This window comes from Myxococcus llanfairpwllgwyngyllgogerychwyrndrobwllllantysiliogogogochensis, from assembly GCF_006636215.1.
Lineage (GTDB): Bacteria > Myxococcota > Myxococcia > Myxococcales > Myxococcaceae > Myxococcus > Myxococcus llanfairpwllgwyngyllgogerychwyrndrobwllllantysiliogogogochensis.
In genome coordinates, this window is the sequence record NZ_VIFM01000103.1 from 12,681 (window position 1) to 35,510 (window position 22,830).

The window sequence follows — 22,830 nt, forward strand, 5'->3', positions numbered from 1 at the left end:
GCTCCTGAATGAGCCCGCTCAAGACATTTATTTCACGGCCCATCTTCACCGCCATGTTGATGATGGCGGTGGTCGTGTTCGGCATCAACGCTTACCCGCGCATCGGCGTCGACCAGTTCCCCGACGTCGACTTCCCCGTCGTCACCGTGACGACGGTGCTTCCCGGCGCGGACCCGGAGACCATCGAGAAGAACGTCAGTGACCCGCTGGAAGAGGCGCTCAACACGCTCAACGGCGTGGAGCAGCTTCGCTCCATCAACATGGAGAGCGTGTCGCAGATCGTCGTGCGCTTCACCCTGGCCAGCAAGGTGGACGTGGCCGCGCAGGACGTGCGTGATCGCGTCCAGGCCACGCTGAGCAAGCTGCCGGACGAAATCGAGACGCCCGTCGTCGAGAAGTTCGACATCGGCGCCGCCCCCATCATCACCCTGTCGCTGTCTGGCGCGCTCCCGATTGAAGAGCTGACGCGCACGGCGGAGGACATCATCAAGCCCGCGCTGCAGCGCCAGAAGGGCGTGGGCAGCATCGACGTCATCGGCGGTCGCGAGCGGGAGATCCAGCTCGTCGTCGACCCGGACCGCCTGCGCGGCTTCGGGCTGGCCATCAGCGACGTGAGCCAGGCGGTGCGCGCTCAGAGCCTGGACGTCCCGGGTGGCCGCACCATGGACGGCGGTCGCGAGCGCGTGCTGCGCCTCACGTCCGAGGCGAAGAGCGTGGATGAGATCCGCAACATCATCATCGCCAGCCCCAACGGCGCGCCGGTGCGCGTGCGGGACATCGCCGACGTGGTGGACGGCCCCGAGGAAGCGCGTGGCGCCGCGAAGAACGGCGACCGCAGCGCGGTGGCGCTGGTGGTGCGCAAGCAGTCCGGCTCCAACACGGTGCAGGTGGCCTCGCTCGTCAAGGAGTCCCTGGGAGAGATCAACAGCCGGCTGCCCGAGGGCATCACCGTGGACATGGTGTCGGACAACGCGCGCTTCATCCGCTCGTCCATCGCCTCGGTGCAGTTCGACATGGTGCTCGGCGGCATCCTCGCCGTGGTCATCGTGCTGCTGTTCCTGCGCAACCTGAACTCCACCATCGTCGCGGCCGTCGCCCTGCCGGTGTCCGTGGTTGGCACGTTCGCGGTGATGGCGGCGCTGGGCTTCACCTTCAACATGATCACGATGCTGGCGCTGACGCTCTCCATCGGTCTGCTCATCGACGACGCCATCGTGGTCATCGAGAACATCGTCCGTCACATGGAAGAGGGAAAGACGCCCATGCAGGCCGCGCTGGATGGCGCCGGGCAGATTGCCCTCGCCGTGCTCGCGGTGACGCTGGCCATCGTCGCGGTGTTCATCCCCGTGGCGTTCATGGACGGCATCATGGGCATGTTCTTCTACCAGTTCGGTGTCACGGTGGCGGTGGCGACGCTCATCTCCTACGCCGTGTCCATGACGCTCACGCCCATGCTGTCCTCGCGCATGCTGCGCCACCACGGTCAGCCCACGGGCGTGTCCGCGGCGGTGGAGAAGGTGCTGGTGGGCATGGAGAACGGCTACCGCAAGATGCTGGCCGCCATCCTCCGTCGCCGCCTGGTGACGATGGCGGTGGCGGTGGTGGTGCTCTTCGCGACCTTCGGACTGGCCCGCTTCCTCAAGTTCACGTTCATCCCGGAGTCGGACAACGGGAACATCAAGCTGGCGGTGGAGCTCCCCATCGGCTCGACGCTCTACGAGACGCAGGCGGAGATCGACCAGCTCGACGCCCAGGTGCGTGCACTGCCGGGCATTGCCTCCACCTTCGCCACTGTCGGTGGCGGCGTGCAGGAGGAAGTCCACAAGGGCGAGCTGCTCATCAACCTGGTGCCCATCAAGGAGCGCAGCTATCCGCAGGGTGAGCTGAAGACGTACCTGCGCGGCGCCATCAAGCCCCGTCCGGGCGTGTCGGTGACGGTGCAGGACGTCACTGGCATCGCCGGTGGTGGTTCGCGCTCGCAGCAGGTGCAGTTCAACCTGCGCGGCGACAACTGGCAGGAGCTCATCGCCACGTCGGAGAAGATGAAGGTGGCGATGAGGACCAACAAGGGCCTGGTGGACATCGACTCCACGTACCGCTCCGGCAAACCCCAGTACGACGTGGTGGTGGACCGCGAGCGCGCCGCCAGCCTCGGTGTCCCGGCCGCGTCGCTGGGCTCCACGCTGCGCGCCTTCCTCGGCCGCGACAAGTTCGCGGACTACCGCGAGGGTGGCGAGACGTACGAGGTGAAGCTGCGGCTGCCGCCGGAGACCCTGGCGTCCGCCGATGCACTCGGCAAGCTCACGGTGCGTGCTCCCAGCGGGCAGCTCGTGGAGCTGCGCAACCTGGCCTCCGTCACTCCGGCGGATGGCCCGGTGCAGATCGACCGTGAATCCCAGAAGCGGCAGATCACCCTGCTCGCCAACCTGGCCTCCGGCTACCAGCTGGGTGACGCCGTGGCCTTCATGAACACGACCGCGGAGAAGGAAGTGCCCAAGGGGATCATCTACGACTTCGAGGGCAACGCGAAGGAGATGGGCAAGGCGGTGTCCGCGTTCGGCGCCGCGCTGCTGCTCGGCATCATCCTCGTGTACATGATTCTGGCGGCGCAGTTCGAAAGCCTCGTCCACCCGTTCACCATCATGTTGTCGCTGCCCTTCGCCTTCATCGGCGCCATTGGCGCGCTGCTCATCACCGGCCAGGCCATGTCCATGTTCGCCCTCATCGGCGTCATCATGCTCATGGGCCTGGTGGTGAAGAACGGCATCCTCCTGGTCGACTTCACGCTGCAGCTGCGTGAGGAAGGCAAGAGCGCCACGGAGGCGCTGCTGGGCGCCGCTCCGGTCCGTCTGCGTCCGATTCTCATGACGACCATCGCGATGATCGCCGGCATGATTCCGGTGGCGATTGCCCGGGGCGACGGCGCGGAGACGCGCGCGCCCATGGCCATCACCATCATCGGCGGCCTCATCACCTCCACGGTGCTGACGCTGGGCGTGGTGCCGGTGGTGTACTCGCTGTTGGACCAGCTCACGGAGAAGTTCAAGCGGCGCAAGGGCCCGGGCACCGCCCCGGACCATGGCACGCCGCACGCGGTGGGTCCGCACGGCGAGAAGGCCGCGGTGGCCGCGGCCGCTCGAGTGGAGACGGCCTGATGCGAGTGCCGGCGAACAGACCGGCCCTCCGCGTGCAGCCGTCCGGCGCAGGCGAGGAGGAGCTCGAGCTCACCGAGGAGGGCGGCGTCACGGACGACGCCCTGCCCGGGGCCGAGCAGGACTCCCCCACGCCCGCGTCACGGCGGCTGCACGAGCTCATCATCCAGTTGGGGCGGTACCGCTCCCTGCGGGACCCGCTGCATGGCATCTGCGAGAGCAACCAGCTCACCCCCACGCAGATCCACGCGCTGATGTGGCTGGGCAATGACGGCCCCACGCACGTGGGCGTCCTGGCCCAGCGTGTCGGCATCACCAAGAAGACCATCACCGGTGTGGTGGACCGGCTGGAGGACATGAAGCTGGTGGAGCGCACGAGGGACGCCGAGGACCGGCGCGCCGTCGTCGCGCAGCTCACCACGGAGGGCGTCAAGCTCTTCAACCTCATCAGTCGCAGCGTGGACCAGGGCCTGCGACGCATGCTGGACCTGCTCCCCGCCGACGACCAGGAGGCCCTCTTCGGCCTGCTGGAGCGGGTGCTGAAGCGGCTCGGGGGCCCCGCCTCCGAGCAGGCCCTCTAGGATGCACGAGCGCGCGCCGGTGGCGACCTCCGCCCGGCGCGCGCTCCGTTGTTTCCCGAGGCCGCTCTCCCTCTTCATTCTCGTGCTCGTCACCCCGGCGTCGGGTGCCACCCCGCTGGGCCAGGAGCTGGCCGGACGGTGCCGCGCCTGGGCCACGGATGCGCGCAATCCCTGGGCGCTCGCGCACGGCGTCGTGCTGGAGGGCCAGGCCTTCCGCGCGAGTGACGGCCGGCTCGCCTCCGACGTGATGGTATCCGACTTCCTACGCCGGACTCCCGCGGCCGAAGACAGTCCCTCGAAGCAGCCGGACCTCTTCTTCGAGTCCTCCACTCCCGACGGGACTCCCGTCGAACCCCATCCTGCCCTCCTCGTGAAGACGTTGCTGGCCGCTGGCCAGCCGCTGTCCCAGCGCTTCACGACGGCATGGGGCACGGTGACGCTGCGCGAGGTGGTGGAAGACGTGAAGCGCGACTTCCGTATGGAACAGGTGGCCTCGCCCGAGAGCGCCTGGAAGCTCGAGGTCCTCTCGCTGAGCGCTCGTCCTGGCGACACGTTCCGCGACGGCACGGGACGCAAGGTGAGCGTGGATGCGGTGATGGAGCGCGCGCTCGCCACGCTGGAAGCGGAGCAGGCCGCGCTCGCCTCGGGCATGAAGGCCGGGCGACCCGAAGTGCCCAAGCGAGGTCAGGGCATCTACGCGCATCCGTGCGGTGGGTTGCATTACTTCCAGGCCGTGGCGGGCTGGGCACGACATCCAACCGTGCGCGCGGCGTGGAGGCCACGGCTGGCGGCGCAGGTGGAGGTGTTGCTGTACCGGCTGGACTCGGAGACTCGGCAGTACGAGACGGCCTGGGCTTCGGCGCCCATGCAACGCGAGCAGGTGCTGGCGCAGATGCTGAAGTTCCAGGGGCACTTGCTGGAGACACTCGGGCGCTTCCGCGACGACACCGGCTGGCGCCCCACGGCGCGCCAACAAGACACCGTGGAGCGCGCGCGCAGGTATCTGGAGAACACGGTGCGCAGGATGGACGAGACGGGCCTGCTCGCGGCCCCCGCGTCCGTGGCCACACGGAATCGACAGCTCGCGCTGGACCTGGTGGGCGACACCTGCCACGCGGCACGGGGCGAAGCGCTCTGGAGCCGCCCTTCCGCCGGACGAACTCCGTAGTCCGCGCGAGGCGTCCGCCGCGTCACACGCCCAGGCGCGCCATCTCTTCCTCGGTGAAGCCCGCTTCCGCGAGCACCTCGCGAGAGTGCTGGCCCAACGCGGGAGGCTCGCGCAGCGGCGTTGGCCCCATGCGCAGCGGCGTCAGCAGATGCGTCACCTTGCGGCCCAGTCGAGCATCCTCCGCCTCGACAAAGAGGCCACGAGCACGAAGCTGCGCATCGGCCAGCACCTCGTCTCCTTCCGCCACCGGCTCCACGCACAGGTCCGAGCCGGCGAACTTCTCCGCCCAGTACGCTAGCGGCTGCTCCGCGAACAAGCGCGTCAGCTCCGCCTTCACCCGCGCCCCGTCCTCTCCCGGCGTGTACGCGTCGTCGAGCAGCTCTGGGCGCCCCAGTCGCTGGCACACCCCCGCGAAGAACTTGGGCTCCAGCGCGCCCACCGCCAGCCACCTGTCATCCGCAGTGCGGTACAGGCCGTAGCACGCGTACCCGCCATTGAGCGCCTCGCGTCCGCGCTCGAGCGGCGCGCCCTGCTCGCCCATGAAGAGTCTGGCCGCCAGGTGCATGTGCAGGAAGGCGGTGGCCCCATCCGTCATGGACACATCAACGAAGCGGCCCTTCCCCGTGCGCTCGCGCTCGTGCAGCGCCGCCAGGATGCCCACCAGCGCGAAGAGACTCCCACCGCCGATGTCGCCCATCTGCACGCCGGGAAAGGCCGGAGCCCCACCCGCCTCACCGCCGTAGCCCAGCAGGCCCGCACGGGCCACGTAGTTCAAGTCGTGCCCCGCCTTGAGCCGGTCCGGCCCCGTCTGCCCATAGCCGGAGATGGCGCAGTAGATGAGCCGGGGGTTCTCCGCCCGCAGCACCGACTCGCCCACGCCGAGCTTGTCCATGACACCCGGCCGGAAGCTCTCCACGAGCACGTCATGCGTGCGCGCCAGCCGCTTGAGCGCGTCACGCCCCTCGGGCGTCTTGAGATTCAGGGTGAGCGACCGCTTGTTCCGATTGAGGCCGTAGAACAGCGCCCCCACGTCGTCGCGCGAGGGTGGCATCGCCCGGACATAGTCGCCGCCCTCCGGCTCCTCCACCTTCACCACCGTGGCGCCCAGGTCCGCGAGCACCAACGTGGCATAGGGGCCGGGCAACAGGCGCGACAGGTCCAGCACGCGCAGACCCGTGAGTGGTAGCGAAGACATGGCGGTTCTCCAGGAGCCGAACGAGACGAGAGGGGCCTGAAACGACGTGCGGCGCGCCCCCGGAGTGGGAACGCGCCGCGCGAATCGGAGCGAAGGGCGGCACCAGGGCCCACCCTCACGCTCCGAGGGAACTACGACAGCAGCTTCGCGAGCTTCATCGCGAGGCCCATGTCCATGGGCTTGAACTTCAGCTTGCCCTGCATGGCCGCCATCTGGGCATTGAGCTTCTTCTCGCGGATCTTCACGAAGTCCTCGTTGCTCACCAGGATGGTCATCTTGGACGCGCCCTCGATGCCCGGGGAGACCCAGCCCTCGGCCTTGGTCAGGTCCAGCGTCCACTTCCCGCCGCCCTCGCCGGAGATGTCGAAGTGGATGATGGCGTTGATGTCCTTCGCCAGCTCCGGCTTCGCCTGGAGAACTTCCGGAATCTGGGTCTCGATGATGTCCTTCGCGGTCATGACGCGCTCCTTGGCCTGGTCGTTGATTGAAGAATCAAGACGGGTGGAGGGGACCGTAATGGCGCCCCCCTGACAGGTCAAGCAGCGCGACGCGCGGTGTTCATCACGCGCTGGTGCTGCTCGCGGTGGACGGGTTCAGCGAGCGGCGCACCATGTCCAGCAAGTCGTTCAGCTCGAAGGGCTTGGCCAGGTGACCCACGGCGCCAATGTCCTGGGCCTTGCTGCCCACGTTGCGATCCGCGCTGAGGACGATGAGCGGGATTCCCGCCACGGCGGGCGGCTTCTGTCGCATGCGCTGGGCGAACTCCCAGCCATCCATCACCGGCATCATCAAGTCCAACAAGATGAGGTGGGGAGGCTCCGGCTCGAGGCGCTCCAGCGCCTCCTTCCCGTTGCGGGCACGACGAATGACGAAGCCTTCGGCCTCCAGAATCTCGGAGAGGGCTTCGAGGATATCCGGGTCGTCATCCACGACGAGGACGACGGGAGCACCATCAGGCTGTGTGTTAGGCGGAGTCAGGGCAGTCTCCCTCGGTGCGACGCTGGGGATTCTTCCACCATCCTCCCATCCAGCGGCGCAAGAAAGTGCGCTCCCCGCACACGATGGGGATGCACGTTGCAAAACCGACAGTGCCGCCCCACCCTTTCCGTGACCTGCTGGACAGGAGGTGGAAAACGTGAGGAGCCCTGGGGAGATGGGAGCTGGCAGCACGGCGGAAGCGCCTGGCCTCGTCCTCGTCCCCACGCAGGGGCCCCCTCGCCTGCTGGGCGGGTTGCTGCTCGAGCATCTGGGCCTCCAGGAGCTGCCCCCGGGCGCCACCTCCGTGGAGGCGCTCCTGGGCGCATCAGGCTTCCAGCGTCGCGCGGGAGACATGCGCGTGTGGGAGCGGGGAGATGAGGTGGTCCTCGCCGGAGAAGAGCCCCTGGGCGACGGAGGGCGGCTCCTGTGGACCTTCCCCGTGGGCTGGAACGAGTCGGATGCGCGTCGCAGGGTGCGCTACCTGGGCATGGCTTCACATGACCTGCGCGGCTCCCTGGCCAACATCCGCTCGTATGCCGCGCTGCTGCTCAACGGCCGCGTCCCGCTGGAGCCCAAGGTGCAACGCGGGCTGGAGACCATCCTGCGCAACGCGGACCGCTCGCTGTCCTTCTCGCAGGACTTCTTCGACTCGAGCAGGGCCGACCTGGGCTCGCTCGCCTGCGAGCCGGAGCGCCAGTCGCTCATCCCCCTGCTGGACGCGGCCGTGGAGCGCCAGCGCGCGGCGGCCACCGCCGCCAATGTGGCGCTCGTACTGGACCTGGATCCCCGCGTGGCTCCGCCCGACGTGGCCGTGGACGGAGCCCGAATCCAGCACGCCGTGGAGGCCTTCATCCTGTACCAGCTCTCCCGCTCCCAGCCCGGCGAGGTCATCTACCTGAGGGTGCACCCGGGTGCCCCAAGGGTGCGGGTGGAGGTGCGACGGGAGGGTGTCCCCCTGTCCGACGAGGACGCCTCCGTCGTGTTCCGGCGCGAGGAGCGGGCCTTTCGCGAGAAGAAGCTGGAGGACCCGCTGCGCATCTACCTGGCCCGCCAGGAGGTGGAGGCGCACGGCGGAAGCGTCGGCGTGGAGACGGATGCGTCCGGTAGCTCCCTCTTCATCACCCTCACCGCGCTTCCGGGGGCCATGCTCGGCACTCCAGCGGCCCTCCAGGCATGAGGCCTCCGCTCTTGCTGGCGGTCCACGGCGCCCCCCGCTATGCTCCGGCCGATTTCGCGAAGGAGCCGTGATGCTGGGGCTGAAGCCGATGGAACTTCTTCTCATCCTGTTTGTGCTGCTGCTCCTCTTCGGAGCCACGCGGCTGCCGCAGCTCGGCTCGTCCCTGGGCAGCGCGATTCGCAACTTCAAGCGCGGCTTTGGCGGTGAAGAAGAGACGGGTACGCCGGGCGCCGACAAGAAGGGCACCGGCACGCTCGCCGGCGGCGGCAACGTGGACAAGGACGTGAAGTCCACCACGCCCAGCAGCCACGCGTAATCCGCTCCGGGCACCTCCCGGAAAGCACGACGCCCGCTCCACCCCGTCTTCCGGGGCCGAGCGGGCGTTGACGTTTCAACCACCTGGCCTGTCCGTCACCTGTCCCAACGGGGCGGCACGCCCCCAGTCCACAGCACTGGGGGCGAGCGGCCGAATGCTCAGTCGATGACGGCCACGTTGTCGTACATGGCGTCGATCTGCGCCTTGTACTTCGTGCTGCAGACCTTGCGCTTGACCTTCAGGGTGGGCGTCAGCTCGCCGGACTCCTGGGTGAAGTCCGCGGGCATCACCGTGAAGCGCTTGATGGTGGCGTACGGCGGCGAATCCGCGTTCATCTTGTCCAGCACCGCCTTCACGGCGGCGTGGATCTCCGGCCGCTTCGCGTTGTCCGCGTAGCTGCCCACCGGGGCGCCCTTCTCCTCGAGCAGCTTGCGCGCGGAGTCTTCCGCCACGGTGATGAGCGCCACGAGGTACGGGCGCTTGTCGCCGTACACCATGGCCTGGCTCAGCAGTGGGAAGGTCTTCAGCGTGTTCTCGATGTTCTGAGGCGCCACGTTCTTGCCGCCCGCCGTGACGATGATGTCCTTCTTGCGGTCGGTGATGCGCAGGTAGCCGTCGGCATCCAGCTCGCCGATGTCACCGGTGTGGAACCAGCCGTCCTTCTCCAGCACCTCGGCCGTGGCCGTGTCGTTCTTGTAGTAGCCCTTCATGATGCAGGGGCCACGCACGAGCACCTCGCCATCCGCGGCGATCTTCGCCTCGGTGCCCGGCAGCGCGGGACCGACGGTGCCAATCTTGATCTTGTTCGGACGGTTGGCGTTGGTGGGAGCCGCCGTCTCCGTCAGGCCGTAGCCCTCCACGACCTTGAAGCCCAGCAGGTCGAAGAAGTAGCCAATCTTGCGCGACAGCGGCGCGCCACCGGAGACGAACAGGCGCATGTTGCCGCCCAGCTTCTCGTCCAGCGTGGCCCGCACCTTGGTGAACACCAGCTTCTTCGCCAGCGTGAAGCCGAGCGTGTCGTACGGCCGGCCCTGCTGCATCGCATCGACGTACTCGTCGAAGAGCTTGAAGGCCCAGCGCGTCAGCCGGCCCTTGAGGCCCGGAGCCGACGTGCCGTTGGACACCACCGTGTTGTAGACCTTCTCGAAGACGCGGGGCACCGACGGCAGCACCGTGGGACGCGTCTCCACGATGTTCGCCATCAGCTTGTCCACCGACTCCGCGATGATGAGGCGGAAGCCCATGCTCAGCCACGCCGCCTTCACCACCTGGGCGAAGACGTGCGCCAGCGGCAGGAACAGCATGACGGCGTCCGACGGCTCCATCATGCCAATGGCCTGCACCGCGTGCGCCTGGTACGTCCAGTTGCCGTGGGTGAGGATGGCGCCCTTCGGATCACCCGTGGTGCCGGAGGTGTAGATGAGGCAGTTGGTGTCCTCGGACTTCACGGACGCCACCCGCTCCTCGAAGGCGCCAGGGTTGGCCTGGTGCGCCTCGCGGCCCTGGGCCATGACCTCCGCCAGGGCGACCTCCTGGCCGCCCGCCACGGGACCGTCGAAGACGATGACCTTGGTGACGGTGGGACACTCGGCCAGCTTCTGCCGGACGCGCGTCAGCCGCCCCACCTGCTTCGCATCCTTCTCGTCGTTGTCCACGAGGACGAACGACGTCTCCGAGTGCTTGATGACATAGCGGAACTCGTCCGGAAGGTTGGACGAGTAGATGGGCACGGTGATGGCCTGCGCCGCGGTGATGGCCAGGTCCGCGACGATCCACTGGAGGCTGGTGTTGGCGAACAGCGCCACCCGGTCTCCGGGCTTCACGCCCTGGGCCACCAGGCCCGCGGACAACGCCTTCACGTCGTCCAGCACCTGTCCGAACGTCACGTCCTGCCAGCGGCCGTCCTTCTTGTGCGTCACACCCGCCTTGGAGGCGTTCTGCGCGCGCTGGATCAGCAACTGGACCAGGTTTCCCTCTTGCGCTCCGGCCGCCGAAGCCGAAGGTGCTACCTGATTCTCTGCTCTCACTTGAGCTCCTCCTCGATGTCGGCTTCGACCTTCTTCGCCCACTCCTGGATGCGCTGACCCTCCGGAGGGTCATACGCGACGCTTCCCTGCTTCACCTTCTGGATGGCGTCACGCGCCTCCTTGGCCTTGTCGTCCTTGAGGAGCGTCTCGGCGAGGAAGTAATGCGCGCGCAGCATCTCCGGGTGCTTCTTGATGGCCTTCTCGTAATACTCCGCCGACTTCTTCAGATCCCGCTTCGGCCAGGGCAGCTCGTAGAAGTAGCGACCCTTCACGAGGAGCGGCGCGCTCCAGTTGAAGGTCGGATCAATCTTGATGGCCGTGTCCACGCGCTCGTTGAACTTGCCCTCCAGCCCCTCACCCAGCGCCTTCATGACGCCTACTGCTTGAGAGTAGGCGCCGATACCCGTCGCCGCGTAGTAGTGGCCCTCCACGCGGGCGGGGGCCAGCTTGATGGCCTTCTCGGAGACGTCCCACGTCTGCCGCCCGAGCACCTTCTTGAGCTTCTCGTTGCCCGCCCCGTCCGCCTGCCACTGGAGGAGCCGGGCCTGACGCCACACCAGCTCGAAGTCGTCCGGCGTCGCCGTCAACGCCTTCTTGAGCTCCGCCTCCAGCTCCTTCACCGCCGCGGCGTCCGCGCGACTGGCGTGCAGAGCATCCAGGCGGGCCCACACCTCGGCGTCGGCCGCCCGTGCCGAACCGGCAACGAGCAGGCACAAGGCAAGTAAAATCAGGCGCATGGCCGGTGGGCTTAGCACGCACGCTCGGCCGCACGCAAACCACGCAGGCAGCCTTTCCGGCAAAAAACAAGAGCGGGGCCGGCAAGGGTGGAAGACCCCGCCAGTCCCGCTCAGTCCGCGTATCTCCCCAGGTGGGGAGAAGGTCGGCTCAGGCAGCGTCGGCCGCGGCCTGCTCCTCGTTCTCGTTGAAGGCGGACAGGTAGCGCTCCAGGAACGTCTTCGTCTTGAGCTCCACCTGGCGCACGCGCTCGCGCGATACGCCCCACCGCTGTCCCAGTTCCTCCAGCGTCAGCGGCTTGTCCTGCGTCAGCCGCTCCGTGAGGATGTCCCAGCCCAGGTCGCCAATGCGCTTGCGGACCTTGGTGAGCGCGTCGTGGATTTCGGTGTCCTGCTCATTCGAGAGGAACACGTCCTGGGGCGACGGCCCGTTGTCCTCCAGGCGGTCCAGGAAGGTGGTCTCCCCTTCCTCGTCGATGGAGGCGTCGAGCGAGAAGTCCACCATGCTGCCCCGCTCGGCCTCTCCGCCACGGACCTGGCTGCGGTTGTCCTTCAGGTAGCGGGTGATGTAGGCGCGAATCCACCACACCGCATACGTCGCGAAGCGCACGTTCTTCTTCGGGTCGAAGTGCTCAATCGCCTTCATCAAGCCCACGTTGCCTTCCTGGATGAGGTCATCCAGGCGCGCGCCGCGATTGGCGAACTTCTTCGCCACGGCGACAACGAAGGCCAGATTGGAGGTCGCGAGCGTCTGTCGCGCGGACTCGTCGCCCTTGCGAGCACGACGTGCGAGCTCGTACTCCTGCTCGCGCGTCAGTTGGTGATGTCCCCCCAGGTGACGCAGGTATTGCGACAGGCCCTCCGCCGCAAACTTCGTCGAGTTGGCCATGATTTCCCGTCCTCCGTTCGATGCCGGACGCGCTGTCCCCGCCGACTCGCGTCCACCTGCATCTAGGACGCCCAACGAGCGAAAGGGTTTCTCATTCCATCGCCGAAAGTCGTTTCGACTGTCGACCGTCGTCCCGTGGCGGACGAGAGGCTCGCGCTTCCGCTGACTTGCAAGGTTGAGGAGCGCGGTTATCCCTCGGCGATGGTCACGCTACGGCTACTCACGTAGAACGCTTGAGCGCGGGGAAGATTTTCTGCGGATTGAGCAACCCTGATGGGTCGAAGAAGGACTTGAGCCGCCGCTGGAGGTCGAGCAGCGCGGGTCCCTGTTCGAGCGCGAGAAATTCCCGCTTCGCGAGGCCCACACCATGCTCGCCTGTGATCGTGCCGCCCAGTTCCACCGTCATCACCAACATGCGGCGCAGGGCTTCGTCCACCAGGCCACGCTGGTGCGGCCCCTCATAGAGGATGTTGGCGTGGAGGTTTCCGTCGCCCGCGTGGCCATAGGTGGCCACGGTGAGTCCCAGCTCGGCGCCCATCATTTTCAGTCGCTGGATGATTTCGGGAATTTTTGAGCGCGGGACGACGATGTCCTCCGAAATCTTGTGAGGCTTCAGCGCGCGCAGCGCCGGCGAAATGGCCCGCCGCACGGCCCACAGCTTCTCTCGCTGCCCCTCATCCCGCGCGACGAGCGTCTGGGTGGCGCCCTGCTGTGCGCAGATGTCGCCGAGCCGCGACAGTTCCTCCAACAGACCTTCTTCACCGTGGCCGTCGACCTCGGCGATGACGACCGAGCCGGCGCCCGCGGGAAACTGGAAGCCTCGGCCGTCCACGGCGCGCAGGGCCACGTCGTCGATGAGCTCCAGGCAGCGCGGGAGGATGCCCGCGGCGAGCACGGCGGAGACTCCGCGCGCGGCGTCCAGCACGGACGGAAAGACGACGAGGGCGGTCAGGACTTTTCGTGGCAGCGGAATGAGCTGCAGGGTGATTTCGGTCGCCACGCCCAGGGTGCCTTCGGAACCCACGAAGAGGCCGACGAGGTCATAACCCGCGACGCCCTTGATGGTGCGGCGGCCAACCCGCAGGACTTCTCCGTCCGGAAGCACCCACTCCAGGCCGATGACGTAGTCGCGCGTGACGCCGTACTTGAGCGCACGAGGTCCCCCCGCGTTCTCCGCGACGTTGCCGCCCAGCGTGCAGAACTCCCAGGAGTTCGGATCCGGTGGATAGAAGAGGCCCTGCGCTTCCACGGCCTTCATCAAGTCGCCCGTCACCACGCCGGGCCCCACCACCGCCGTGAGGTCCTCCACGGAGATGGAGTGGATGCGGTTCATCCGCTCCAGGCTCACCGCCACGCCACCATTCAGGGGCAGCGAGCCACCGCTCTTGCCACTGCGCGCGCCACAGGGCGTGAAGGGCACGCCGTGCGCCACGCAGGCCTTGAAGACGGCCGACACCTGCGCGGTGGTCTCCGGAAACACCACGACATCCGGAGGGAACACGCCGCTGTCGGACTCGTCCCGCCCGTAGGCCGCGAGCGTGTCCGCGTCGCGCCGCAGCTGCCCTTGCTCGAGGACGCTCGTCAGGGCTTCACACACCCGCGCCACGCGCTCGGCATCCACGCGGTCTGTCCGCGCGGACGGGCCACTCATCGCCGAGCCCCCAGCCGGGCCCACAGCTCACGACGAAGCGAGCCATCTCGCCGCAGCTCGCCCTCGTACGCCTCCGCGTGGGTGATGGCGTCGTGCTGCTGGGCGCCTCGCATGCGCAAGCACGCCTGCTCTGCTTCGATGATGCAGGCGGTGGCGGGGCTGCCCAGCACGCGAGCCAGGGCGCTGGACACCTCGCGGGCCAGGTCTTCCTGGAGGATGAGCCGGTGCGCGAAGCAGTCCACCAGCGCGGACAGCCTGCCGAAGCCGGCCATCCGCTTGCCCGGCACATACGCGACATGCACGCGGCCCGTCACCGGCAACAGATGGTGCGGACACATGGAGACGAAGCGCAGGTTCGTCACGACCACGAGCTCGCGCGACGAACCCTTCGGCGTGGGGAACGTCTTGCCCAGCACCTCCTCGGGCGTCTTGGCGTAGCCATCCAGGAACTCACGGCTCCAGGCGTCGGCCACGCGCTGCGGAGTGTCCACCAGGTTCGCATCCCCCAGGGGCAGTCCGGCGGCGTGCAGGAAGGCCTCCACCGCGCGAGCCATGGCGGCGGGGTCCGGCAGGCTGACCAGGGGACTCGGGACGGGGGCCTTGCGAGTGCGAGCTTTGGACGAAGTCACGGGGGAAGGGGCTCCTACAAGGGGCGTTCAGGGAAGCCGACGCTATCCGATGCCGCGACGAGGATCTCGTCACCTCGCACACGGACTTCGTAGATGCGGACGCTCGCGTCGGGACGCCAGGGGCAGCGCCCCGTCCGCACATCGAAGGGCCAGGCATGCAGCGGGCAATGCAGCAGGTGGCCGTCCAGGTCCCCCTCGGCCAGCGAGCCGCCGCGATGGGGACAGGTGTCGGCCAGCGCATGGAGGCGCCCGTCCACACGGACGAGCGCCACCCGGGTGTCTCCCACCTGGACCACGGCGCGACCCCGTGCGTCCAACGCGGTGAGCCGAGCCACCGGAATGTATCGTCCGTCCGGTTGTCCTTCGTCCATACAGGTGTCTCCAACGCCCCGCGAGCCGTCGTCCATCCCGGTGAATGCGGTGACAGAGGTGTACGTCCCACCGCCGTGCTAGCCTGCCTTGACTCGCCCTGGTGCCGTCAGTAGAGCACCTGTGCCTCCTTCATTCCGATGATCCAGCGCGCCCATACCTTCGCCCGTGGCATCGCGACGTTGCTCGTCGCGCTGTGGGCGTTGCAGCCGCTGGGGGCCCTGCTCCACGTCCGGGACGAGCACGCCCACCGCTTCTGCCCCGAGCACCAGACCTTCGAGGAGACAGCCCGGGGCACGGGCTCGATTCAGGCTCGGCTGGCTCCCGAGAAGCTGGCGCAGTTGTCCGCCCTCCCCTCGTCGAACACCGACTCGACGCGGCTGACCCATGAGACCTGCCCGCTCCTGACGTCGGGCTCGCGCGACGAGCTGTTCTTCTCCTCGCCGTCCTCCTGGGCCCTGGCCCGGCTCGCGGTCAGCCGTCCCGCCACCGCGCCACCCCACGTCGCGCCCCCGCTCTCCGTCCTCGACACCGCGCCCAAGTCCTCGCCACCCGCGCACGCCTGAGTCGCGTCCAGCAGGAGTGGTCAGGTCATGGAGTGGGGCGTGTGCGCACGCGCGCGTCCAGTTTCGAGGAGCATTCCCGGTGTCATCCGTCTCACGTCGTCCGCACGGCGCGTTCATCGCCGTGTCCATCGCAGCCCTGTTGTCCACGGCCACCGCCGCGGCCCAGGAAAACCAACCCCCTCTTTCTCCCGATGCGGGTGTTCCCGAGCCCGACGCGGGAACACCCGATGAAGTTCCCGCGGGCCTCACGCCCGAGGAGATGGCCGAAATCGAAAAGGCCTTCGGTGGCGACACCCAGCAAGGTGTTCCCGCCGGCACGTCCTCCGCGCCGGACCCCACGCCCGGAGGCGGCCTGCCGCTGTCGATTCCCGGAGGGACGAGCGGCACCAACTTCCTGGACATGAGCTTCATCCTGGATCTCGCCGCGGCGGCCTTCACGTCCAAGGAGCCGCTCCAGGGCGGCGCGCATGACCCCACGCGCAACGGCTTCAACCTCCAGCAGCTGGAGCTGTCCATCGGCTCGGTGGTGGACCCGTACTTCCGCTTCGACGCGAACATCGTCTACAGCCAGTTCGGCGTCGAAATCGAAGAGGCCTACGGCACCACGCTGGCCCTTCCCGGCAGCCTCCAGGTGCGTGCGGGCCAGTTCCTCACGCGCTTTGGCCGCCTGAATGCCACGCACCCGCACGCGTGGGACTTCGTGGATCAACCGTTCGCCATGAGCCGCGTCTTCGGCGCGGAAGGCAACCGGGGCCTGGGCGTGGAGCTGTCCTGGCTGACGCCCCTGCCCTGGTACGTGGAGCTGACCGGCAGCCTCACCGATGCCACGGGCGAGGCCACCGCGCGCAGCTTCCTGGGCGCATCGAATGACCGCGTCCTCTCGCCGCTGGACCTCCAGGCCACGGGCGTCCTGAAGCAGTTCTTCGCGCTGTCGGACGACCTGTCCCTGCTGTGGGGACTGTCCGGCGCCACGGGCCCCAATCCCACCGGCTATCGCAACCGTACGGATGTCTTCGGCACCGACGTGTACCTGCGCTACCGCCCCATCACCGAGGCCAGCAACACGCTCGTCACCCTCCAGGTGGAGGCCCTCTACCGCCGACGCCAGGTGCCCGATGACGTGCTGACGGACATCAACACCTACGCCCAGCTCGCGTGGCGCTTCTCGCAGCGCTGGGCCGCCGCCGCGCGCTATGAGTTCGGCACACCGGCGAAGGGTGAAGGCGGCGCGGTGGCGTTGGATCCGCTGGACCCGGAGTGGACCAAGAACCGGGACCGGATCTCCGCCAACCTCACCTTCTGGCCCACCGAGTTCTCCCGCCTGCGGGTGCAGGCCGCCAGGGACCGGGCACGTTGGCGCGACGAGGCGGACTACTCCGTCTTCCTCGCGCTCGAGCTGGTGACGGGCGCCCACGGCGCTCATGCGTTCTAAACCTCTTTCACGGGAGCCCTGCCCCATGCGTCACTTTCGTTTCGTCGCGGCCCTGTGCGCCGCCCTCTGCCTCTTCGCCGCCGCGCCCGCTCGCGCGGCCGTCAATGTCGTCACCACCCTTCCGGACCTCGCCGCGCTGACCAAGGCGGTGGGCGGAGACCTGGTCCAGGTGCAGTCCATGGCGCTGGGAAGCCAGGACCCGCACCGCGTGGACGCGAAGCCCAGCCTCGCGCTCGCGCTGCGCAACGCGGACCTGCTCATCTCCGTGGGGCTTGACCTGGAGATCGGCTGGTTGCCCAACCTCCAGACCGGCTCGCGCAACCCGCGCATCCAGGTGGGCAACCCCGGCTTCCTCAATGCCTCGCAGTTCGTCCGGTTGCTGGAGGTCCCCGCCACCAAGGTGGACCGCAGCGAGGGCGACGTCCACCCCGGAGGCAACCCCCACTATCTCTATGACCCGCGACAGGGCGCGGCGGTGGCTCGCGGTATCGCCGAGCGACTCGCGCAGCTCGACGCGAAGAACGCGGCGACGTACCGCGCCAACGCCGCGAAGCTGACCGCCGAGCTGGATGCCGCGCGCGTCGGCTGGGAGAAGCGCCTCGCGGGCCTTCGCGGTGCGCCCATCGTCGCGTTCCACCGGACGACGCCGTACCTCGCGGACTGGCTGGGCTTCGAGCCCATCGCGTTCCTCGAGCCCAAGCCGGGCATCCCTCCCAACCCGTCCCACGTGGCAGGCGTCCTCGTGCTGGCTCGGCAGCGCAAGGCCCGCATGGTGCTCATCGAGAGCTACTACAACGACCGGGAGGCGAAGATGGTCGCGGGCATGATTCCAGCGCCAGTCGTCGTCCTCCACGGCGGCACGGACTTCCGCTCGGGTGAGACGTACGTCCAGCACATCAACGAGCTGGTGGGCAACCTGGAGAAGGCGCTCACCCCTGGGAAGGGAGGCTGAGTCATGAGGACTCGACTGCTGCTCCCCGTGTTGCTCCTGTCCGGCTGCGCGCTGGACTCGGGCGAGGGCTTCGCGGTGCTGGAGCCCACCGTCACCGCGCGCTACGTCCCCGTGGCGTCGCGTGACGCGGGCAATGGCTTCCAGCGCCTCGCGTCGGACTATCAGGTGAGCCTGGGCTCGGCCGCGCTGGGCATCTCCCATGTGGAGTTGGTGGGGGGCGCGGGAGGCGGAGGGCCGACGACGTTCGACCCCGCCAATCCGCCACCGGGTTACAGCCTGTGCCACAACGGGCACTGCCACAGCGACAGCGGCGGGCTCGTGGACTACGAGGACATCGAGGCGGAGCTCGGTGGAGGTGGCTCCTCCTCCACGCTCGTCGCCGCGCTCCATGTGGATGGCGAGCTGAACCTGCTGACCCCCGCGGCCACTCCGGTGGAGTGTGAGCCTGACTGCGAGCTGCCCCGCACCACCGTGTCCCGAGGTGTCTGGGAAGTGACGTCGGTGACGCTGACGGGCACGGTGCGCGACTCGCGCGCCACGCCGAGGCTCCAGGAAACGGCCTTCCGGATGACCGTGGTGTCCGAGGACGGCGCGGAGGGCGAGGAGGCCACGCCGCTCTTCACGCTGACGGGCGAGGTGGACGTGCCGTCGGACCGGGAGCACGAGCCGCGCGTGAAGCTGGCGCTGGCGCTCGAGGTTCCGCCCACCGTGTTCGACGGACTGGACTGGGCCACATTGACTCCCGGCGCGGACGGCGTGCTGGACCTGGGCACTGTCGCCAACGAGGCGGCGCGCAAGGCCCTGCTGGAAGAGCTCGCGGCCCTGAAGCCCGAGGCGGAGGTGCGACGTGAAGACCGATGAGCCCGTGAGTCCCGAGGCCGCAACCCACGCAGTGCCGCCGAGCTTCACGCTCGGCGAGCCGCTGCTCACCTGCACCGAGCTGGTCATCGGCTACAACGACAAGGCCATGCTGCCGCCCATCAACATGGTCATCCGTCGTGGCCAGTTCGTCGCGGTGGTGGGCCGCAACGGCTCCGGCAAGAGCACGTGGTTCAAGACGCTGTTGGGGATGATCGACCCGGTGTCGGGCGCCATTACCCGGGGCCATCCGGAGATGCGCAGCGCCTACGTGCCACAGACATCCAGCATCGACTCGCTGCTGCCGCTACGGGCCTGGGAGCTGACCGCCTGGGGCCGGCTGCGCAACTGGAGCTTCCTGTGGCCCTTCGCGCGCAAGGCGGACCGGGCCGCCGTGGAGGTCGCGCTGGAGACGGCCGGCGCCAAGGCCATCGCGAACAGGCCCTATCGCGAGCTCTCCGAGGGACAGAAGCAACGCACGCTCCTGGCCCGACTCATCGCCACCGAGGCGGACATGGTGCTGCTCGACGAGCCGACCGCCGCGATGGACGCGGTGGCCGAGCGCGAGACGATGCAGCGGCTGTGCATGCTCGCGCGGCAGCGAGGACTGGGCGTGGTGGTGGTGTGCCACGACCTGGAAGTCGCCGCCGAGCACGCGGACGTGCTGCTCTTCGTGGACCGGGAGACCTCCGCCTTCGTCGTGGGCGACGCGCGCACCGTGTTCTGCCACCCCGCCTTCCGTCGTCAGTACGGCGACGAGTACTGCCACCGCGCCCCCGAGGGACCCCACCGTGGATCCGATGCTCGCTGAACCGTCCCAGTGGCAGCAGTTCGTCGAGGGGTTCGAGCTGTTCCGGGACCCGCTGCTGTGCGCCCTCCTCGCCGGCGGCGTGCTGGGCTTCCTGAGCGTCTACGTGGTGCTGCGGCGCATGGTGTTCGTCAGCGCCGCGGTGGCCCAGTCCGCCGGCCTGGGCGTGGCGCTGGCGTTCTACATGGGCATCCACCTGGGCTTCGAGGTGGAGCCCGTCATCGGCGCCACCGCGCTCGCGCTCCTGGCGACGCTGCTCCTGATGATGGACCCCACGAAGCTGCGGCTGACGCGGGAGAGCCTGCTGGGCCTCGCCTACGCGCTGTCCGGCGGCGCGGCCGTGCTGGTGGGTGACCGCATCGCCCAGGAGTCCCACGACATCCAGGGCATCCTCTTCGGCACCGCCGTGCTGGTGACACCCGAGCAACTGCGCACCGTGGCCATCGCCAGCATCCTCGTCATGGTCATCCACCTCTGGTGGTACCGGGGCATCACCTTCGCGAGCTTCGACCGCATCGGCGCGCTGGTGCAGGGCCTGCCCGTCCGCCTGTTGGACGGCGTGCTGATGGTGTCCATCGGCGTCATGGTCGGCGTGTGTGCCCGAGCCCTCGGCGCGCTGCCGGTGTTCGCCTTCTCCACGCTGTCCGCCATCGCCGCGCTGATGTTGGATTTGCGGCTGCCCTGGACGTTCTTCGTGGCCACGCTCGCGGGCATCGTCTCCGGCGTGGGCGGCTACATGTTCGCCTACTTCTTCGACTTCCCAGTGGGTGGCTCGCAGACGGTGGTCGCGGCGATGCTGGTGGGACTGGCCATGGGTGCGCGCGCACTCATCCAACTGGCCCAGCGCGGAGCCAAGTGAGCAGCAACCGCGCCGGGTGAGCGACATTCCCCGGCGCGCAGATATGTGCCTGAGTGACATCCGTTCCCCCTTCATCTCGACGATGGATTTCCCGAGGGGGTGCGCATGAGGCAGCGAGGCTGGTGGCTGTGTCTGCTCTGGATGGCGAGCATGGGTTGCGTGCATGGCCCACGCACCACGGAGCCCGAGACGCCGAAGTTCGAGCACGTCTTCCAGAAGCCCCTGGAGGAAGCGCTGGCCGCCACCCGGCAGTTGCTCGCCTCCCGAGGCTACGCCATCGAGGAGACGACGGACCCCACCCAGTTCCTCACGAAGTGGAAGACCCAGGACAGGGGCGACACGGGGAATGACCGCTACACGCGCTTCGTGGTGACAGGCCTCTCCGTGGCCCCGCGACAATCCGTCGTCCGCATCTTCCGGATGAACTTCAACGCCATGGGCAACGACGTCAACCACAAGGCCAACTGGTGGCGGATCGAGTACAACTACTATGTCCACGACTCGAGCCCCTTCAACGACCAGGGGCCACCACTCCGAAATGCGCGGAGCGAACGCATCGAGTTGCGCACGCTGACGAACGGCACGCGAGACCTGGACCTCGAGCGGGAGTTGACGCTGAGACTGGAGTCGACCCCGTCGTTGGAGGTGGTGAGCGGCAACGTGCGAGAGGAGCCGCGCCCCAAGGCCGTGCGCGACTCGGACTTCTACCTCACGAGGTGGAAGCAGGAGGCCGCCGAAGCGGGCCCCTGTGGCGAGGCCATGCGTGGGCTTCCGGAGGTGCTGGACCTCGGACTGACGCTGCTGGTGGGAGAACAGCTCGGCTCTCGTGAAGCCCCCTCGGTGGTGGGAGAGCTGGTGTGTCAGGTCGCCGAGGCAGGGCTGCCCGTCGCACTGGGGTTGTCCATTCCCCGCTCCGAGCAGGAACGGGTGGACCGCTACCTCGCGAGCCCGGGCGCTCCCGCGGACCAGGATGCGCTGCTAGAGGGGCGCTTCTGGCAGCGGCCCTACCAGGATGGACGCAGCAGCCGCGCCATCATGGACCTCATCGACCGCGTCCGCGCTCTGCGCATGACGGGCTTGAGCGTGACGCTCCTGGCGTATGACACGGACCTGGCTGGCGGAAGCAAACGCGACGCTCAGCAGGCCGCCTTCTGGAACCAGCGCCGCGAGACACAACAGTTCGAAGTCCAGGTCATCCTCGCCGGCAACACGCATACGCGCACCGTCACCGGCACCCCCTGGGACCAGGACTTCACGCCCATGGCGCATCTCTTGAAGTCCCCACGCCTCGTCGTGTTGGAGATGAGCTACGCCCAGGGGACGCGCTGGGGTTGCGACCTGGACCGCGAAGGGAAGCTTCAGTGCGGGCTCATCGGCTCGACACCGTCGGGCAGGGTTGCGGCACACCCCGGCATGTCGCCGTTCATCACGTCCTTCGCCACGCCGACGCCCGAGGGTACCCACGGCATGCTCTATGTCGGAGCGCTGACGCCGTCCCTCCCCGCCATCTCCAAGCAGCAGGAGGCGCCGCTTCCCATTCGCCCCCCGCTGCCGCCGCTCCGGGATGGAGACAAGCCTCCGATGTTCTAGGCGTCAACGGACCGCGGTGGAGACCTTCTTGAACTCGGGCGTGCCCGCGCGCCCGAGCAAGTCGAACAGCGCGGCCTCCACCGTGGCCACCGTCGCTCCCGCATCGCGGCACAGGTCCAGGCCCACGCGCCGGTCCTCCGTCGAGCGTGACAGCACCGCGTCCGCCAGCAACACCGGCGTGAAGCCACGCTCCGCGAAATCGCGCACCGTCTGGAAGACGCAGATGTGCGTCTCCATGCCGGCCACCAGCACCTGCTTGCGCGTCCCCAGTTGCGCGAGCACGTCCGGCACGGCGGCGCTGAACTCCAGCTTCTCCACCGCCTTGAAGCTCCCGAGCTTCAGCCGCAGCAGCGAGTGCGTGGGCCCCAGGCCCTGGGGATACTGCTCGGTGATGATGACGGGGAGGCCGAGCGCCCGGGCGCCTTCGACGGCGGCGCTGGTGCGCGCGAGCATCCGGTCCAGCGCGTCGCGGTCCATGGCCGCGCACAGGCGCTCCTGGATGTCCACGACGAGCAACGCGGCCTGGTCCTGCGTGAGACGGAAGGTGGGCATGCCCCCTCTCCTCGCGCGAACGACTCCGGCCCGTCAAGCGGCGGGCGCATCGGACGCCCTTGGCTCGACGCTTTCGCTCAGCCGGCTTCGGGCGGGCAACACTCGCGACACAGGGCCCGGTTGCGCCCATGCGCCACGGCCATCAACAACCCGCCTCCCAGGGTGAGCCCCATCTCCCACCGCTCGCCCGCGCCCTCGGGGACCAGGAACGCCCCCGCGCCCAGCAGGGCCAGCCCACCTCCGGCGAGCACGGGCACCACCCCACGCCGATGCAGCCTCCATCCCGGGATGAAGGCCGCGAGCGCGCCCAGCAACACCAGCGCGAACAACCATCGATGCGTCCCCTC

23 protein-coding genes are annotated in these 22,830 nt (G+C 68.4%); 12 read left to right on the top strand and 11 right to left on the bottom strand.

Annotation, left to right across the window (positions count from 1 at the left end; all coding sequences use genetic code 11):
- Positions 1-8: 8 nt before the first annotated feature.
- Genes FJV41_RS24325 through FJV41_RS24335 form a run of 3 tightly spaced genes read left to right on the top strand, consistent with a single transcriptional unit; the run spans position 9 to position 4,901 of the window.
- Positions 9-3,155 carry an efflux RND transporter permease subunit gene (locus FJV41_RS24325; protein ID WP_141644931.1) on the top strand — a complete coding sequence of 1,049 codons (3,147 nt, stop codon included), beginning with the start codon at positions 9-11 and terminating at the stop codon, positions 3,153-3,155.
- A complete protein-coding gene (locus FJV41_RS24330) occupies positions 3,155-3,733 on the top strand; it encodes a MarR family winged helix-turn-helix transcriptional regulator (protein ID WP_141644932.1) in 579 nt (192 codons plus the stop codon). The genes FJV41_RS24325 and FJV41_RS24330 overlap by 1 nt, the downstream gene beginning before the upstream one ends.
- A 1-nt stretch (position 3,734) precedes the next feature.
- Positions 3,735-4,901 (top strand): hypothetical protein, encoded by a 1,167-nt coding sequence (locus FJV41_RS24335; RefSeq protein WP_181790896.1) that lies wholly within the window; start codon positions 3,735-3,737, stop codon positions 4,899-4,901.
- 22 nt (positions 4,902-4,923) lie between these two features.
- Here the strand turns inward: FJV41_RS24335 and FJV41_RS24340 are convergent, their stop codons facing one another.
- From FJV41_RS24340 to FJV41_RS24350, 3 genes are all read right to left on the bottom strand, one after another.
- The gene (locus tag FJV41_RS24340) at positions 4,924-6,096 is read right to left on the bottom strand and encodes a CaiB/BaiF CoA transferase family protein (protein ID WP_141644933.1); all 1,173 of its coding nucleotides are present in this window, start codon (positions 6,094-6,096) and stop codon (positions 4,924-4,926) included.
- Between the two features lie 131 nt (positions 6,097-6,227).
- Complete coding sequence (locus tag FJV41_RS24345) at positions 6,228-6,554, bottom strand: SCP2 sterol-binding domain-containing protein (protein ID WP_141644934.1); 327 nt, start codon at positions 6,552-6,554, stop codon at positions 6,228-6,230.
- Positions 6,555-6,657: 103 nt separating this feature from the next.
- The gene (locus FJV41_RS24350) at positions 6,658-7,026 is read right to left on the bottom strand and encodes a response regulator (RefSeq protein WP_174455191.1); all 369 of its coding nucleotides are present in this window, start codon (positions 7,024-7,026) and stop codon (positions 6,658-6,660) included.
- Positions 7,027-7,249: 223 nt separating this feature from the next.
- Between FJV41_RS24350 and FJV41_RS24355 the strand changes: the two genes are divergently transcribed.
- Both FJV41_RS24355 and tatA read left to right on the top strand, forming a co-directional pair.
- Positions 7,250-8,251 carry a sensor histidine kinase gene (locus FJV41_RS24355; protein ID WP_217441823.1) on the top strand — a complete coding sequence of 334 codons (1,002 nt, stop codon included), beginning with the start codon at positions 7,250-7,252 and terminating at the stop codon, positions 8,249-8,251.
- A 70-nt stretch (positions 8,252-8,321) separates the two neighbouring features.
- Positions 8,322-8,567 carry a twin-arginine translocase TatA/TatE family subunit gene (gene tatA / locus FJV41_RS24360; protein WP_174455190.1) on the top strand — a complete coding sequence of 82 codons (246 nt, stop codon included), beginning with the start codon at positions 8,322-8,324 and terminating at the stop codon, positions 8,565-8,567.
- A 158-nt stretch (positions 8,568-8,725) separates the two neighbouring features.
- Here the strand turns inward: tatA and FJV41_RS24365 are convergent, their stop codons facing one another.
- The 6 genes from FJV41_RS24365 to FJV41_RS24390 form a co-directional block, all read right to left on the bottom strand.
- Positions 8,726-10,594, bottom strand: coding sequence for an AMP-dependent synthetase/ligase (locus tag FJV41_RS24365; RefSeq protein WP_141644936.1), 1,869 nt, complete (start codon positions 10,592-10,594; stop codon positions 8,726-8,728).
- A complete protein-coding gene (locus FJV41_RS24370) occupies positions 10,591-11,331 on the bottom strand; it encodes a tetratricopeptide repeat protein (RefSeq protein ID WP_141644937.1) in 741 nt (246 codons plus the stop codon). The genes FJV41_RS24365 and FJV41_RS24370 overlap by 4 nt, the downstream gene beginning before the upstream one ends.
- A gap of 148 nt (positions 11,332-11,479) precedes the next feature.
- The gene (locus tag FJV41_RS24375; RefSeq protein ID WP_141644938.1) at positions 11,480-12,217 is read right to left on the bottom strand and encodes a sigma-70 family RNA polymerase sigma factor; all 738 of its coding nucleotides are present in this window, start codon (positions 12,215-12,217) and stop codon (positions 11,480-11,482) included.
- 220 nt (positions 12,218-12,437) lie between these two features.
- Positions 12,438-13,868, bottom strand: a complete 1,431-nt coding sequence (locus FJV41_RS24380; RefSeq protein WP_141644939.1) for an FAD-binding oxidoreductase — start codon at positions 13,866-13,868, stop codon at positions 12,438-12,440.
- Positions 13,865-14,422, bottom strand: a complete 558-nt coding sequence (gene folE, locus FJV41_RS24385) for a GTP cyclohydrolase I (RefSeq protein ID WP_217440203.1) — start codon at positions 14,420-14,422, stop codon at positions 13,865-13,867. Before folE ends, FJV41_RS24380 begins: the two co-directional genes overlap by 4 nt.
- A gap of 89 nt (positions 14,423-14,511) precedes the next feature.
- Positions 14,512-14,868 (bottom strand): Rieske (2Fe-2S) protein, encoded by a 357-nt coding sequence (locus FJV41_RS24390; RefSeq protein WP_141644941.1) that lies wholly within the window; start codon positions 14,866-14,868, stop codon positions 14,512-14,514.
- Positions 14,869-15,006: 138 nt separating this feature from the next.
- Between FJV41_RS24390 and FJV41_RS24395 the strand changes: the two genes are divergently transcribed.
- The 7 genes from FJV41_RS24395 to FJV41_RS24425 all read left to right on the top strand — a co-directional run bounded on the left by FJV41_RS24395 (position 15,007) and on the right by FJV41_RS24425 (position 21,931).
- Complete coding sequence (locus FJV41_RS24395; RefSeq protein WP_141644942.1) at positions 15,007-15,432, top strand: hypothetical protein; 426 nt, start codon at positions 15,007-15,009, stop codon at positions 15,430-15,432.
- A 79-nt stretch (positions 15,433-15,511) separates the two neighbouring features.
- On the top strand, positions 15,512-16,864 hold the full coding sequence (locus FJV41_RS24400) for a zinc-regulated TonB-dependent outer membrane receptor (protein ID WP_141644943.1): 1,353 nt from the start codon (positions 15,512-15,514) through the stop codon (positions 16,862-16,864).
- A 25-nt stretch (positions 16,865-16,889) separates the two neighbouring features.
- The gene (locus FJV41_RS24405; protein WP_141644944.1) at positions 16,890-17,816 is read left to right on the top strand and encodes a metal ABC transporter substrate-binding protein; all 927 of its coding nucleotides are present in this window, start codon (positions 16,890-16,892) and stop codon (positions 17,814-17,816) included.
- 3 nt (positions 17,817-17,819) lie between these two features.
- Positions 17,820-18,677 carry a hypothetical protein gene (locus FJV41_RS24410; protein ID WP_141644945.1) on the top strand — a complete coding sequence of 286 codons (858 nt, stop codon included), beginning with the start codon at positions 17,820-17,822 and terminating at the stop codon, positions 18,675-18,677.
- Positions 18,664-19,485, top strand: coding sequence for a metal ABC transporter ATP-binding protein (locus FJV41_RS24415; RefSeq protein ID WP_174462333.1), 822 nt, complete (start codon positions 18,664-18,666; stop codon positions 19,483-19,485). The genes FJV41_RS24410 and FJV41_RS24415 overlap by 14 nt, the downstream gene beginning before the upstream one ends.
- Positions 19,466-20,341: a metal ABC transporter permease gene (locus FJV41_RS24420; protein ID WP_141644946.1), complete on the top strand. Its 876-nt coding sequence runs from the start codon at positions 19,466-19,468 to the stop codon at positions 20,339-20,341. The genes FJV41_RS24415 and FJV41_RS24420 overlap by 20 nt, the downstream gene beginning before the upstream one ends.
- 105 nt (positions 20,342-20,446) lie before the next feature.
- Positions 20,447-21,931, top strand: coding sequence for a hypothetical protein (locus FJV41_RS24425; protein WP_141644947.1), 1,485 nt, complete (start codon positions 20,447-20,449; stop codon positions 21,929-21,931).
- Between the two features lie 3 nt (positions 21,932-21,934).
- Here FJV41_RS24425 and FJV41_RS24430 read toward each other — a convergent pair whose 3' ends face one another.
- A complete protein-coding gene (locus FJV41_RS24430; RefSeq protein ID WP_141644948.1) occupies positions 21,935-22,483 on the bottom strand; it encodes an isochorismatase family protein in 549 nt (182 codons plus the stop codon).
- A gap of 77 nt (positions 22,484-22,560) precedes the next feature.
- Positions 22,561-22,830: MerC family mercury resistance protein (locus FJV41_RS24435; RefSeq protein WP_141644949.1), on the bottom strand; the 270-nt coding region annotated here is incomplete at its 5' end.